The sequence below is a fragment of the Thioclava sp. GXIMD4216 genome, from assembly GCF_037949285.1.
GTDB lineage: Bacteria > Pseudomonadota > Alphaproteobacteria > Rhodobacterales > Rhodobacteraceae > Thioclava > Thioclava litoralis.
In genome coordinates this window covers 29,375-43,301 of the sequence record NZ_CP149929.1, presented here as the reverse complement: position 1 = coordinate 43,301, position 13,927 = coordinate 29,375, and the positions used below count along the sequence as shown (strand labels likewise).

Genomic DNA, 13,927 nt, shown 5'->3' with positions numbered 1-13,927 from the left:
GCCTGTGCGGGCGCGCAATCGGGGTGGGGGTTTGGGGGGGCCTCGGCGGGCGGGATCAGACATCGATATAGGTGCAGGCCCAGAACACCTTGGTTTCGCCGTCCTCAAGCGCGCGCAGCCCGTGCCGCATCGTGCTGTCGAAATAGGCGCAATCGCCGGGTTCCAGGACCACGGGGGCGTAATGTTCGACATACAGCTCGACCCGCCCGCTCAGCACAAACAGCGTCTCCTCGCCATTATGCGCCTCCAGATCGGCAAGGGTCAGCGGCGCGCGCCGTTCGACCCGCGTCACAAGCGGAATGATCTTCTTTTCCGACAAGGCGTTACACAGCACCTCATATTCGAAATTGGTGGTGCGCACCTTGCGCCCCTGCCCCGCCTTGGTCACTGTCATGCGGGTGGTGGGGCTGATCTCCTCCCCCGAGGAAAACAGCCGCTCCATCCCGATCCCGTAGGCGCGCGCGATCCGCACGAGGTTCTCGTAGCTGGGCGAGACGCGGCCATTCTCGATCTTGTGGATGGTCGACAGCGCCAGACCGGTGCGCTGTGCGGCGGCCTCCAGCGTGTAGCCGCATTCCTGCCGGACCGCCTTCATCCGCGCCCCCAGATCGCTGCGCAGCTGCTGGCGCTCCTGTTCCCAGCTTTCCTCGGGCATGGCCGGAGGGGATTTTTCTATTTCGGTCATATTTTTCTTTTCTTACCAATTATGGTTGTTTAAGCATATTCCTGACGCGGGAACAACCGCGTTCTTCGGCCCTGCGCCCGTTTCTGCCACGTCACCACCCTCCCCCAAAGCTGCCAAAGGCCCCGCACAGATCCCGCACCACAGATAGAGAGAGCCCCATGAACACAGATGTCTTCTTCGGCACCCTTCCCGCGCTGCTGACCCCCTGCACCCCCGACCGCAAACCCGATTTCGACGCGCTGGTGCGCAGGGGGCAGGAGGTGATGGCGGCGGGCATGTCGGGCGTGGTCTATTGCGGCTCCTGCGGGGACTGGCCGCTTCTGAGCGAGGCGGAGCGGATGGAGGGCGTCGCGCGTCTGACCCGCGCGGGTGTGCCGGTCATCGTCGGCACCGGCGCGGTCAACACCGCTTCCGCCGTGACACTGGCCGCCCATGCGCAGAAGGTGGGCGCGGCCGGTCTGATGGTGATCCCGCGCCTGCTGTCGCGTGGCCAGTCGGTCGCGGCGCAGCGCAACCATTTCAAGGCCGTCCTCGCGGCGGCCCCCGATCTGCCCGCGATCATCTATAACAGCCCCTATTACGGCTATAGCACCAAGGCCGACCTGTTCTTCGCGCTGCGCGCCGAGCATAAAAACCTGATCGGGTTCAAGGAGTTCGGCGGCAAGGCCGATCTGTCCTATGCGGCGGAACATATCACCCATCAGGAGGCGGATGTGCTGCTGATGGTGGGGGTGGATACCGAGGTCTATCACGGCATCGTCAAGGCAGGCGCTGTTGGCGCGATCACCGGTATCGGCACGATTTTCCCGCAAGAGGTGCTGTTGCAGGTGGCGCTGTCGAAGAAAGCCGCCGCGGGCTGCCCCGAGGCGGATCTGCGCGCGCGCGAGCTGGAAAACGCGCTGTCGGTTCTTGCGGCCTTCGACGAGGGTGTGGATCTGGTGCTCTATTTCAAACATCTCATGGTGCTCAAAGGCCATGAGGAATACCGCCTGAACATCAACCGGACCGATGCGCTTTCGCCCTCGCAGGCCAGCTTCTGCGAAGAGCAGTTCCACCGGTTCACCCGCTGGTTCGGCGCATGGGTCACACAGGGCGGGGTGATTGCCGAATGCATGTGATCGACAGCCATACGGTGGGCGAGCCCACGCGGGTGATCCTTGCGGGCGGGCCGGATCTTGGAACCGGCCCCCTGACCGAACGCGCGGCCCTGCTGGCCCGGCAGCATCGGGGCTTTCTGGAGGGCGTGATCGGCGAGCCGCGCGGGCAGGTGGCGATGGTCTGCGCGCTGCTGGTCGAACCGGTCGATCCAAGCTGCGTGACGGGCGTGATCTATTTCGACGCCGATGCGGTTCTGGGCATGTGCGGGCATGGCACGATCGGGCTGGCGGTGACGCTGGCGCATCTGGGCCGGATCGGGCCGGGACGCCACCGCATCGAGACGCCTGCGGGGGTGGTCACGGTCGTGCTGCATGATGCCCATACCGTGACGCTCACCAATATCGAAAGCCGCCGCGTGGCGCGCGATGTCAGCGTCGAGATTGCGGGTTACGGCACGGTTTCGGGCCATGTCGCCTATGGCGGCAACTGGTTCTATATCGTCGATCCCTCGCCCGAGCCGGTGCGCCCCGACAATCTCCGCGCGCTGACCGATCTGGGCGTGGCGCTGCGCGAGACACTCAATGCGCAAGCGGGCAATGCGCAGGCGGGCAATGCGCAGGCGGGCAATGGCTGGGTGATCGACCATGTGATCCTGCACGGGCCGTCCGACAGGCCGGGCCTGCATAGCCGCAATTTCGTGCTCTGTCCCGATGGGGCCTATGACCGCTCGCCCTGCGGCACGGGGTCCTCGGCGCGGCTGGCCTGTCTGGCCGCCGATGGCCTTCTGGCGGCGGGGCAGGAGATCGTGCAGGAAAGCGTGATCGGCAGCCCCTACCGGCTGTCCTACCAGTGGGGGCCTACGGGCGGGGTGATCCCCTCGATCACCGGTCAGGCCTTCATCATGGCCGAGACGAGGCTGGTCTTCGATCCCGCCGATCCTTTCGTGAACGGCATCCCCTCTTTCCATTCGCGGTCCGGCCCTGCTGGCGCGCCGCGCCCCGCACAGACCGGAGCATAGGCCCTATGGCAGACAGCAATACGACCGATATCACCGTCATCGGCGCGGGGATCGTGGGCATCACCTCGGCGCTGGAGCTGGCGCGCGCGGGGTTTCGGGTGACAGTGCTGGACCGCAAGGGCGTGGCCGCCGAGACCTCGCGCGGGAATGCCGGTGCCTTCGCCTTCGCCGATATCGAGCCGCTGGCCACGCCCGGCATCCTGCGCAAGGCGCCGAAATGGCTGCTGGACCCGCTGGGGCCTTTGTCGATGCCGCCCGCCTATGCCATGCGGATGCTGCCGTGGATGTGGAAATTCTGGCGCGCCAGCTCTGCCCGCAATTATGCGGCGGGGGTGGCGGCGCAAAGCGCGATGATGCAGCATTCGCGCGCCGCGCTGGAGCGGCTGGTCCCGCGGGTCGGCGGCGAGGCGATGCTGCGCCGCGAGGGCCAGTTGCAGCTTTACGCGACCGAGGCCGAGTTCCGCGCCAGCCAGCCCAACTGGGCCGAGAAGGAACGCCACGGCATCCGCTGCACCTATCTGCACAGCCCCGCCGAGATTGCCGAGATCCAGCCCGGCCTGAACCCCTGCTTCACCCGCGCGGGCTTCACCCCCGACTGGGTCAACGTGACCGACCCTGCCCTGTGGACCGAGCATCTGGCGCAGGCCCTGCGCGGACTCGGCGGCCGGATCGAGCGGGCCGAGGTGCGCCGCCTGCGCCCGACCGAGACGGGGGTCGAGATCACCACCGATCGCGGCCCCCGCCATGCCGCGCAGGTGGTGCTGGCGGCGGGCGCGTGGTCGCACAGGCTTGCCAGACATCTGGGCGATCACCTGCCGCTGGAAACCGAGCGCGGCTATAACACCACCTTCCCCACCGCGACAGTCGATCTGCGCACCCATGTCACCTTCCCGATGCACGGCTTCGTGGTGACGAAAATCGGCAATGGCCTGCGGGTGGGCGGGGCGGTCGAGCTGGGCGGGCTGGACCTGCCGCCCGATTACAGACGCGCCAAGACCCTGCTGCAAAAGGCGATGACCTTCCTGCCGGGGCTACAGGGCACGGGCGGCACCGAATGGATGGGCTACCGCCCCTCGCTGCCCGACAGCCTGCCCGCCATCGGACACGCGCGCGCCACGCACCGCGTGATCTATGCCTTCGGCCACGGCCATCTGGGCCTGACCCAATCGGCAGGCACCGCCGAGCTGGTCTGCGCCTTGGCGCAAGGCGCGCGCCCGCAGATCGACCTCACCCCCTTCTCCCCCGCCCGCTTCACGGCGCGCGGGGGGCGATAGGCGGGCAGGGTTAAAGGGCAGGCCCGCGCCCCACCCTGCCACGGCGTTCCCGTCAGCGCGAGATCCGGATCTGGCCCGGATCTGACCCGTATCAAGCCCGTATCAGGCGCCGATCGCGAAATCCTCCGGCTCCAGCGCAAGGATGCTGGCGGCCCCGTCCTCGACCATCCTGCGCAGGGCGCGCGCCATCGGGAAACATTGCGCCATATAGAAATCGGCCATCGCCAGTTTCGCGCGGGCATGGGCTGTCTGCCGCCCCGCCGCCAGCCGCTTGGCCGCGTGATAGGCCGCATCGCCCATCGCCCACGCCCCCAGACACAGGCCGAACAGCTCCAGCACCGCGCAGGCCGAGGCCTGCGGTTCCTGCCCGTTCTGGCCGATGATCCATTGCGTCACCTCCTCGACCAGCGCCGCCGCCTCGTTGACCTGCGCCGCGAGGCGGGCCCAATCGGGGCCACCCGGAGCTGCCCGTTCCCGACCGGCCCGTTCCAGACCGGCCTGTTCCAGACGCGCCGCCGAGGCCCGCATATCGGCCACCAGCGCAAAGGCCGCAGCCCCCTTGTCCAGCGCGATCTTGCGCCCGACCAGATCCAGCGCCTGAATCCCCGTGGTGCCTTCGTAGATCGAGGTGATACGGGCATCGCGCAGATGCTGGGCGGCTCCGGTTTCCTCGATATAGCCCATCCCGCCATGCACCTGCACCCCCAGCGAGGCGGTGCTCAGCGACAGCTCGGTCGACCATGCCTTGACCACGGGGATCAGCAGATCCACCCGCTGCTGGTGCCAGTGCTGCTGGCGGGCATCGTCACTATGGCGGGCAAGATCCAGCGAGCGCGCGGCGCGATAGGCCAGCACCCGCGCCGCCTCGGTGCGCGCGCGCATCAGCCCCAGCATCCGGCGGATATCGGGATGGCTGATGATCGCGGTGCTGCTGGCCCCCTGCGGAACCCGCCCCTGACGGCGTTCCAGCGCAAAGGCCACCGCGCCCTGCGTGGCATGTTCGGCAATGCCCACCCCCTGCAGCCCCACCCCCAGACGCGCATTGTTCATCATGGCGAACATGTAATGCAGCCCCTGATTGGGGGCGCCCACCAGATAGCCGATGGCCCCGCCCGCGTCGCCGAAGGACATCGTGGCGGTCGGGCTGGCATGGATGCCCATCTTGTGTTCCAGCGAGACGCAGCGCAGGTCATTGGCCGCCCCCAGCGTGCCATCGGCATTGACCAGCCGCTTGGGCACGATGAACATCGAAATCCCCTTGGTGCCCGCCGGCGCATCGGGCAGGCGCGCCAGCACGAGATGAATGATATTCTCGGTCATGTCATGCGCGCCATAGGTGATGAAGATCTTCTGCCCCGACACCCTGTAATGATCGCCCTCGGGCACCGCCCGCGTGCGGATCGCGCCCAGATCGGAGCCCGCCTGCGGCTCGGTCAGGTTCATCGTGCCGCTCCACTGGCCGCTGACCAGCTTGGGCAGATAGAGCGCCTTTTGCGCCTGCGAGGCATAGAGGTCGATCGCCTCCACCGCGCCCTGTGTCAGCATCGAGCAGAGCTGGAAGGCGGTATTGGCACCGGAGAACATCTCCTGCACCGCCGAGTTGACCAGCGCCGGCAGGCCCATCCCGCCGCAGTCGCGGGCCACGGGCGCGTTCCAGCCCATCTCGCACATGCTGTGATAGGCCTCGGCCCAGCCCTCGGGCAGGGTCACCCTGCCCTGATCGAAGCCCAGTCCGGCACGGTCTCCGGCGGCATTCAGCGGGGCCAGCACCTCGCCTGCGAATTTGCCCGCCTCCTGCAGGATGGCGCGGGCGGTTTCGGGGTCGAGATCGGCAAAGGCGGGCAGTCGGGTGATGTCGTCAAGGCCGCAAAGCTCTTCCAGCACGAACATCATGTCCTCGATCGGGGCGGTATAGGTCATCAGGCTCTCTTCGGATAGGGGGTAAGAAAACGCCGCCCCCAGACAGTGCCGCATCCGGTGCCACAGAGGCTTTGGCCGGAGAGGCTCGGGGGGCGGGACAGGGTCAAAGGGCGTCGGTCAGTTCGGGCACGGCCTGAAACAGATCCGCGACCAGCCCGTAATCGGCCACCTGAAAGATCGGGGCGTCCTCATCCTTGTTGATCGCCACGATCACCTTGGACTCCTTCATCCCCGCCAGATGCTGGATCGCCCCCGAAATCCCGATGGCGATATAGAGATCGGGGGCCACGACCTTGCCCGTCTGGCCCACTTGCAGGTCATTGGGCGCAAAGCCCGAATCCACCGCCGCCCGCGAGGCCCCCAATGCCGCGCCCAGCTTGTCGGCCAGCGCGCCGATCAGCGCGAAATCGCTTTCCGAGCCGATCCCGCGCCCGCCCGACACCACGATTTTCGCCGAGGTCAGCTCGGGGCGTTCGCTGGCAAGGACGCGGTCCTCCACAGGCTGCGACAGACCCAGATCGCCCGGCCCCGCCACGGCTCTTACCGGCGCGCTTGCCCCCGTGGGCGCAGGCGCGAAGGCCGTGCCGCGCAGCGTCAGCACCTTGAGCGCCTCCTGCGAGCGCACCGTCTGCAGCGCGTTTCCGGCATAGACGGGGCGGCGGAAGGTTTGGGCATCGAGGATCTCGACCACATCGGGGATGATCATCACATCCAGCAGCCCCGCCAGTCGCGGCAGGATATTGCGCCCATAGGCCGTCGCGGGGGCCAGAATATGGCTGTAGCCCGTGGCCAGCTCCGCAAGGAGGGCGGCGATATTCTCGGCGCTGCCCTGCGCATAGGCGGCATCGCCGGCCTGCAGGACCTGCGCCACCCCCGTCAGGCGCGCGGCGGTCTGCGCCGCTTCGTCCGGCCCGCAGACCAGCAGATCGACCGCGCCCAGTTCCTGCGCCGCCGTGACCGCCTTGGCCGTTGCATCAAGGGCCAGCGCCTGACCCTGCATTTCCGCCATGACCAGAACCGCCATCAGACCAGCCCCCCTTCTTTCAGTTTCTCCAGCAGCTCGGCCACCGAGCCCAGCTTCCGCCCTGCCGCGCGGGCGGCGGGTTCGTCGGTTGCCAGCACCTGCAGGCGCGGTTCGGCAGGCACGCCAAACGTGGCAAAGTCCCGCTCGGCCAGAGGTTTCTTCTTGGCCTTCATGATATTGGGCAGCGAGGCATAGCGCGGCGCGTTGAGCCGCAGATCGGTGGTGACCACGGCAGGCAGCGGCACCGACAGCACCTGCAAACCGCCATCCACCTCGCGGGTGACCTGCGCGACCCCCTCCGCAATGCGCAGCTCGGAGGCAAAACAGGCCTGCCCCCAGCCCAGCCGCGCGGCCAGCATCTGGCCCGTCGCGCTCATGTCATCGTCAATCGCCTGTTTGCCCGCGATCACCAGCCGCACCTCTTCCTCCTGCGCCAGCCGCGCCAGCACCTTGGCAATCGCCAGCGGCTCGAGCGGGGCGTCATGGCGCACCAGAATGCCGCGATCGGCGCCCATTGCCAGCGCCGTGCGGATCACCTCTGCCGCCTTCGCCTCGCCGATCGAGACAACGACCACCTCATGGGCCACGCCCTGTTCCCTCAGCCGGATCGCCTCCTCGACGGCGATCTCGTCGAACGGGTTCATCGACATTTTCACATTAGCCAGATCCACGCCCGACCCGTCGGGGCTGACCCGCGGCTTGACGTTGTAATCGATGACCCGTTTGATCGGCACCAAAACCTTCATTCTTCAATCCTTACGCAAATTCTGGCCTCACCCAATTCTGGCCTGTTCAAGCGGTCGTGCCGCTGAGATCCTGCGCTGCCGCAGCATTGCCGTCCCCCTGTTCGGGATGGCGGGCGCGCTCGCGCAGCACGAATTTCTGGATCTTGCCGGTCGAGGTCTTCGGCAGCGGGCCGAAGATCACCGCCTTGGGCGCTTTGAAATGCGCCATGCGCTCGCGGCAGAAGGCGATGATCTCGGCGGCACTGGCGGTCTCGCCCGCGCGCAGATCGACAAAGGCGCAAGGGGTCTCGCCCCATGTCTCGTCGGGGCGCGCCACAACGGCGGCTTCCAGAATGGCGGGATGTTTATACAGCACATCCTCCACCTCGATCGACGAGATATTCTCGCCGCCCGAGATGATGATATCCTTCGAGCGGTCCTTCAGCTCGATATAGCCATCGCCATGCAGAACCCCCAGATCGCCCGAGGCAAACCACCCCCCGCGCAGGCTTTTCTGCGTGGCCGAGGGGTTTTTCAGATAGCCCTTCATCACCACATTGCCGCGCATGAACACCTCGCCCAGCGTGGTGCCATCGGCGGGCACGGGGACCATCGTGTCGGGATTGGCCACCATCAGATCGCCCAGCCCCAGATTGCGAACCCCCTGCCGCGCCTTTCGGGTGGCGCGCTGGTCGGGCGGCAGCGCGTTCCAGTCGTCCTTCCATGCACAGACGACCGAGGGCCCGTAGGTTTCGGTCAGCCCGTAGACATGGGTGACCGCGATCCCCATCGCCTCCATTTTCTCCAGCACGGCGGCAGGCGGCGAGGCCCCTGCCGTCATCGCCTTGACCTCGTGGTCGAACGCCTGCAGCGCGGCAGGGGCATTGGCCAGCATGTTCAGGATGATCGGCGCGCAGCAGAAATGGCTGACCTTCTCGTCGCGGATCAGCTGGAAGATCGGCTCGGCGCGGACATGGCGCAGGCAGATACAGACCCCCGCATTGGCGGCAATCGCCCAAGGGAAACACCAGCCGTTGCAATGGAACATCGGCAGCGTCCACAGATAGCGCGCATGATGGGGCATGCCCCATGTCATGATCTGCGAGATCGCGTTCAGATAGGCCCCGCGATGGTGATAGACCACGCCCTTCGGGTTGCCGGTCGTGCCCGAGGTATAGTTGAGCGAGATCGCATCCCATTCCTCGGCCGGCCCCGCCCAGTCAAAGGCCGGATCGCCCTCGGCCAGCAGATCGGCATAGGTCAGCGCCCCGATCCTGTGCCCGCCCTCGAAACTGGCATCCTCGATATCGACGACCAGCAGATCGGTCAGGCCCGACATATGGATGGCCCGCGCGACCAGCTCGGAAAATTCGGGATCGACCAGCACCACCTTGGCCTCGGCATGGGCCAGCGTGAAGGCAATGGCCTCGGCATCGAGACGGGTGTTGATGGTGTTGAGCACCGCGCCCGCCATCGGCACGGCGAAATGGGCCTCGAACATCTCGGGGATATTGGCGGCAATGATCGAGACGGTGTCGTTCTTGCCGATGCCGCGCTGCACAAGCGCCGAGGCCACCGCCCGCATCCGGGCGTAGCTCTCGCCCCAAGTCAGACGGAGATCGCCATGAATGATGGCGGGAAACTCCGGATAGATATGCGCGGTGCGCGCAACGAAACTCAATGGGCTCAAGGCTTCGAAATTTGCCGCGCCCCGCTCCAGAGATGCGTCATAAATGCTGTGCAGATCCAAAATTTCCTCCCTCGGGTCCTCCGGTGCCGCTCCCTGCACACGGTGCCTCGCGCCAGCAGGACATAGAAATCTTCCGCAAATTTGCCCCAAATGTAACGAATTGTGACGCAGCTCTGAATCCGCTTGGAGTTGCGCGCGATTTTGGCAATCATGGCGGCGGGGAGAAGGGGCAGAATGGGCAAGGCACAGGCATATCCGCAAGGCGAGGGCCGGATCGGGCAGGCGATCGCGACCTTTGGCACCGATCACCGGATGATCTGGTGCAATGCGGCTTTCGCGCGTCTCTATCGCGCCCACGGGGCCGCGCCCGATCTGGCGCAGGTGCTGGACGGGTCTCTGTTCGGGGCGGTGCCCGAGGCGATGGGCGGCGGGCTGTACCGCCTGCCCGAGCTGGAATTGCAGCTCGACGATATGGGCGGGGCCGGAACCATCGTGACCTGCCGCCAGATCCGCCCGCCCGCACAGGACCCCGGCGCGCTGCAACGGTTGATCGAAACCCGCACCCGCCAGTTGATCGCCAGCGAGGAACGGCTGCGCATCATCGCCAATGAGGTGCCCGCAGGCATTGCCCATATCGACGAGGATCTGACGATCCTCTATGCCAACCGCCGCTTTGCCCGCGCCTACGGGCTGACCCCCGAAACGATGATCGGGCGCAATACCCGCGATGTGCTGCATTGCAACACGATGGAGCAATCGGCGCGGTTTTTCGAACAGGCGCGGCGCGGTATGGTGGTGGATTTCGAGATGCGCGTCGAATTGCCCGGCGCGCGGTTCAAGGATGTGCGCACCCTGCTGCGCCCTGCCAGACCGTCAAGCGGCGAGGTGATCGGCTTCTATCTGGTGTCGATCGATGTGACGCGGCGCAAGGAAACGATGAACGCGCTCATGCGGTCGCAGAAGATGGATGCGCTTGGCCGGATGGCCAGCGGGATCTCGCATGATTTCAACAACCTGCTGACCATCATTCTGGGCAATCTGGTGCCCTTGTCCGAGCAGCTCGGGCAAAGCCCGCTGCGCGAGGAATTCCTGCGCCCCGCCATTTCCGCCGCACGGCGCGGCTCGGACCTGACGCGGCGGCTGGTGTCGCTGGCGCGCCGCGAGGAGCTGGACCCGCTGGCCACCGATATCGGCGAGGCCACGCAGGAGATCTGCGCGCTCTTACGCTCGTCCATTCCCTCGACGCTGACGCTGGAGCTGCTGCACGACCCTGTGCTGCCGGCCGCGCTGGTGGACCGTTCGCAACTGGAGATGGCGCTGTTGAACCTTGCGCTGAATGCGCGGGACGCCACCGGCGGGCGCGGCACGATCCGCATCTGCCTGTCGGCCCATGACCTGCCCGCCGAAGAGGCGGAGGTCTCGCGCATTCCCGCCGGTCGCTATCTGCGCATCCTGTTCGAGGATGATGGCTGCGGCATCCGCCCCGAGATCCTCGAACGGATCTTCGAGCCCTTCTTCACCTCGAAACAGGGCGGGGCCGGATCGGGGCTGGGCCTGTCGATGGTCTATGGTTTCGTGCAGCAGTCGAATGGCACGATCCATGTCGATAGCCGCCCCGGCATCGGCACCAGCTTCACCATCCTGCTGCCCAGTGTGGACCTGTCACCCGCCCCGCCCCGCGCCCGCCCGGCCCCCCTTCCCGCGCGCCCGCCCTTCCCGCCCGCCGCGCAGACCGCGCCCCCGCGCCACGGCGTGACGCTGATTGTCGAGGATGATGCCGATCTGCGCCACCTGCTCTGCCGCAGGCTGGCCCATGCGGGCCATGCGGTCATCGATGCCGCCTCCTCGCAGGAGGCGCTCGCGCTGATCGGACAGATCGAGGACATCCGCGCCGTGATTTCCGATATCGACATGCCCGGCACCATGACCGGCCTTGATCTGGCCGTGCATCTGCGCCGCCATCGCCCCGATCTTCCGGTCACCCTGATGAGCGGCAAGCCCAAGCCGCTGCAGCCCTGGCCCGAGCATGTGGGCTTTGTGCAAAAGCCCTTCGATCCGGCGATCCTGCTGGACCGCCTTCCCTCTCCCTGGCCTCTGGAAAGCGACGCTGCACCATGACCCATGTGTTCCTTCTCGAAGATGATGCCGATATCCGCCAGACCATCCAGCGCTCGTTGCAGGCGGACGGGTTCGAGGTGCAGTGCTTCTCCCATCGCGCCGAATTCCTGCGCGCCATGAAAAGCGGGGCCCCCGATCTGTGCCTGATCGATCTGGGCCTGCCCGACGGGGACGGGCTGAGCCTTCTGGGCTCGGCCAGCCTGCCGCGCTCGGTGCCGCGTATCGTGGTCAGCGGGCGCGGCGGGGCCGAGGACCGCATCCTCGGGCTGGAAATCGGCGCGGATGACTACATCGTCAAACCGTTCGAGCCGCGCGAGCTGACCGCCCGCATCCATGCGGTCCTGCGCCGCAGCGACCAGCAGCGCGCCGCGCGGCCCGACACGCAGCGCCCCGTTGTGCGCTTTGGCGCATGGACCGCCGATTTCGATGCCTGCGCGCTGTGCCACGAGGATGGCGAGGTACTGCAACTGTCCTCGGCAGAGGCCGATCTGTTACAGGTTTTCGTGCGCTCGGCGGGGCGGGTGCTGACCCGCAACCAGCTTCTGGATGCCGCCGCCACCCGCGGCGACGACCCGTTCGACCGCGCGATGGATGCACGGGTCTCGCGGTTGCGTCGCAAATTGCGCGACGACCCGCGCGCGCCGCAGATCATCCGCACCGTCTATGGCGCGGGCTATGTGTTCGTGCCCAAGGTCAGCTGACCGCCGCCCGAAGCCGGACAACCGGCGCCCCGCTCCGGCAGGGCGCAAAGCGGCGCAGGGCCGGCGCGGGACAGGCGGCGGGGCGGGGGCAGACAATTCTCCCTTCAATCGCGGGGCGCTTTGGACTAGGCATCTTGCGACAGGAGTGCAAGATGACCGACTGGACCCCCAAGCCGAATGACAGCGGCAAGCCGCATTACCTTGCCATCGCCGATGCCATCGGGGCGGATATCGCCGCAGGCCGCCTCAAGGCGGGGGACCGCCTGCCGCCGCAGCGCCGCCTTGCCGCTGCGCTGGGGATCGATTTCACCACCGTCTCGCGGGCCTATACCGAGGCGCAGGCGCGGGGGCTGGTGACCAGCCATGTGGGGCGCGGCAGCTTTGTCAGCGCCCCCCCCGCCGCGCCGCTTGCAGACCCTGCGCGCCGTGCCGCCGAAGACCTGTCGATGAATATGCCGCCCGAGCCGACGGATCCGGATCTGCTGGCCGGAATGCAGGCGGGGCTTATGGCGGTGTCGGGCCATCTGGTCGACCTGCTGCGCTATCAATCCCCCATCGGCACCGAGCCCGACCGCCTTGCCGCCCGAAGCTGGCTGGGGCCGCGCGGCCTGGATGTGGCGCTCGAGCGGATTGCGGTTACACCGGGGGCGCATGCGACAATGGCGGCGGTGCTGTCGATGCTCTGCAAGGCCGGAGACCATGTGCTGTGCGAACAGGTCACCTATCCCGGCATCCGCAATATCGCGGCGCGGTTCGGGGTGACGCTGGTCGGGCTGCAGACCGATGCCCGCGGCGTGGTGCCGGAGGCGTTGCAGGCGGCCATTCGCCGCCATCGGCCCAAGGCGCTCTATCTCAACCCGACATTGCACAACCCGACCACGCTGACCCTGCCGGCCGAGCGCCGCGCGGCGCTGGCGGCGATTTTGCGCGCCGAGGGGCTGGCGCTGATCGAGGATGATGCCTATGGCTTCGTGCCCGCCGAGGCGCCCGCCCCGCTGGCGCAGCAGATCCCGGAGCTGACATGGTATATCGGCGGGCTGTCGAAATGCCTCGGGGCGGGGCTGCGGCTGGCCTTTACCGTCACGCCGGATGCGCGCGCCACCCACCGGCTGACACAAGCGATCCGCGCGCTATCGGTCATGCCCGCGCCGCTCTCGCTGGCCCTGACGACGCGCTGGATCGAGCAGGGCACCGCCGAGGCGCTGCGTCAGGCGCTGCGCAACGAGACCGCCGCCCGTCAGGCCATTGCGCGGCGCGCGCTGGAGGGTTGCGACTATGCCACCGCCACGTCTGCGTTCCATATCTGGCTGCAACTGCCGCAGGGGCTGGGGCGGGCGGATGTGATCGCGCGGATGGCGGGGCAGCCGCTGGGGCTGATGCCATCGGATGCCTTCACCGTGGGGGCCGTCCCGCAGGACAGGCTGCGCGTCTCGCTGGGGGGCTCGATCTCGCGCGCGCAGCTCCAGACGGCACTGTGCCATCTGGGCCACGCGCTTTCGGCGCAAGGCTATATGGGCTGAGCGGCCCTTGCGGGCGGCAAGGCCCTGCAAGGCAGCACTTATGCATTCAATCTGCATACAATAGCGGGGCCGATACACCGGCCAAAGACCCGATTCCGCCTTATATCCCTGTATTTTCTCTAAGGAAGGGAATCGCCTTGCCCCAGCCTTTGCG

Annotated in this window: 11 protein-coding genes; 6 read left to right on the top strand and 5 right to left on the bottom strand. The window is 67.1% G+C overall.

The features are described from left to right. Positions 1 to 55: 55 nt before the first annotated feature. Positions 56 to 685, bottom strand: a complete 630-nt coding sequence (locus WDB88_RS17585) for an XRE family transcriptional regulator (protein WP_339110122.1) — start codon at positions 683 to 685, stop codon at positions 56 to 58. Between the two features lie 158 nt (positions 686 to 843). Here WDB88_RS17585 and WDB88_RS17580 point away from each other — a divergent pair, with 158 nt between their 5' ends. The 3 genes from WDB88_RS17580 to WDB88_RS17570 are packed head-to-tail and all read left to right on the top strand — an operon-like array spanning position 844 to position 4,075. Beyond that, positions 844 to 1,803 (top strand): dihydrodipicolinate synthase family protein, encoded by a 960-nt coding sequence (locus tag WDB88_RS17580; protein WP_330628242.1) that lies wholly within the window; start codon positions 844 to 846, stop codon positions 1,801 to 1,803. Beyond that, positions 1,794 to 2,801, top strand: coding sequence for a proline racemase family protein (locus WDB88_RS17575; protein ID WP_339110121.1), 1,008 nt, complete (start codon positions 1,794 to 1,796; stop codon positions 2,799 to 2,801). Before WDB88_RS17580 ends, WDB88_RS17575 begins: the two co-directional genes overlap by 10 nt. Before the next feature lie 5 nt (positions 2,802 to 2,806). After that, entirely contained in the window at positions 2,807 to 4,075 is a 1,269-nt protein-coding gene (locus WDB88_RS17570) for an FAD-dependent oxidoreductase (RefSeq protein ID WP_339110120.1), read from the top strand. 102 nt (positions 4,076 to 4,177) lie between these two features. Here WDB88_RS17570 and WDB88_RS17565 read toward each other — a convergent pair whose 3' ends face one another. From WDB88_RS17565 to WDB88_RS17550, 4 genes are all read right to left on the bottom strand, one after another. After that, complete coding sequence (locus WDB88_RS17565; protein WP_339110119.1) at positions 4,178 to 5,995, bottom strand: acyl-CoA dehydrogenase; 1,818 nt, start codon at positions 5,993 to 5,995, stop codon at positions 4,178 to 4,180. Between the two features lie 103 nt (positions 5,996 to 6,098). Further along, complete coding sequence (locus tag WDB88_RS17560) at positions 6,099 to 7,019, bottom strand: FAD-binding protein (RefSeq protein ID WP_339110118.1); 921 nt, start codon at positions 7,017 to 7,019, stop codon at positions 6,099 to 6,101. Then, positions 7,019 to 7,765 carry an electron transfer flavoprotein subunit beta/FixA family protein gene (locus WDB88_RS17555; RefSeq protein ID WP_339110117.1) on the bottom strand — a complete coding sequence of 249 codons (747 nt, stop codon included), beginning with the start codon at positions 7,763 to 7,765 and terminating at the stop codon, positions 7,019 to 7,021. The genes WDB88_RS17560 and WDB88_RS17555 overlap by 1 nt, the downstream gene beginning before the upstream one ends. A gap of 46 nt (positions 7,766 to 7,811) precedes the next feature. Then, entirely contained in the window at positions 7,812 to 9,494 is a 1,683-nt protein-coding gene (locus tag WDB88_RS17550; RefSeq protein ID WP_339110116.1) for an acyl-CoA synthetase, read from the bottom strand. 174 nt (positions 9,495 to 9,668) lie between these two features. Here WDB88_RS17550 and WDB88_RS17545 point away from each other — a divergent pair, with 174 nt between their 5' ends. The 3 genes from WDB88_RS17545 to WDB88_RS17535 all read left to right on the top strand — a co-directional run bounded on the left by WDB88_RS17545 (position 9,669) and on the right by WDB88_RS17535 (position 13,773). Further along, positions 9,669 to 11,552: an ATP-binding protein gene (locus WDB88_RS17545; RefSeq protein ID WP_339110115.1), complete on the top strand. Its 1,884-nt coding sequence runs from the start codon at positions 9,669 to 9,671 to the stop codon at positions 11,550 to 11,552. Beyond that, entirely contained in the window at positions 11,549 to 12,253 is a 705-nt protein-coding gene (locus WDB88_RS17540) for a response regulator transcription factor (protein ID WP_339110114.1), read from the top strand. Before WDB88_RS17545 ends, WDB88_RS17540 begins: the two co-directional genes overlap by 4 nt. A 152-nt stretch (positions 12,254 to 12,405) precedes the next feature. After that, a complete protein-coding gene (locus WDB88_RS17535) occupies positions 12,406 to 13,773 on the top strand; it encodes a PLP-dependent aminotransferase family protein (protein WP_339110113.1) in 1,368 nt (455 codons plus the stop codon). Positions 13,774 to 13,927 lie beyond the last annotated feature (154 nt).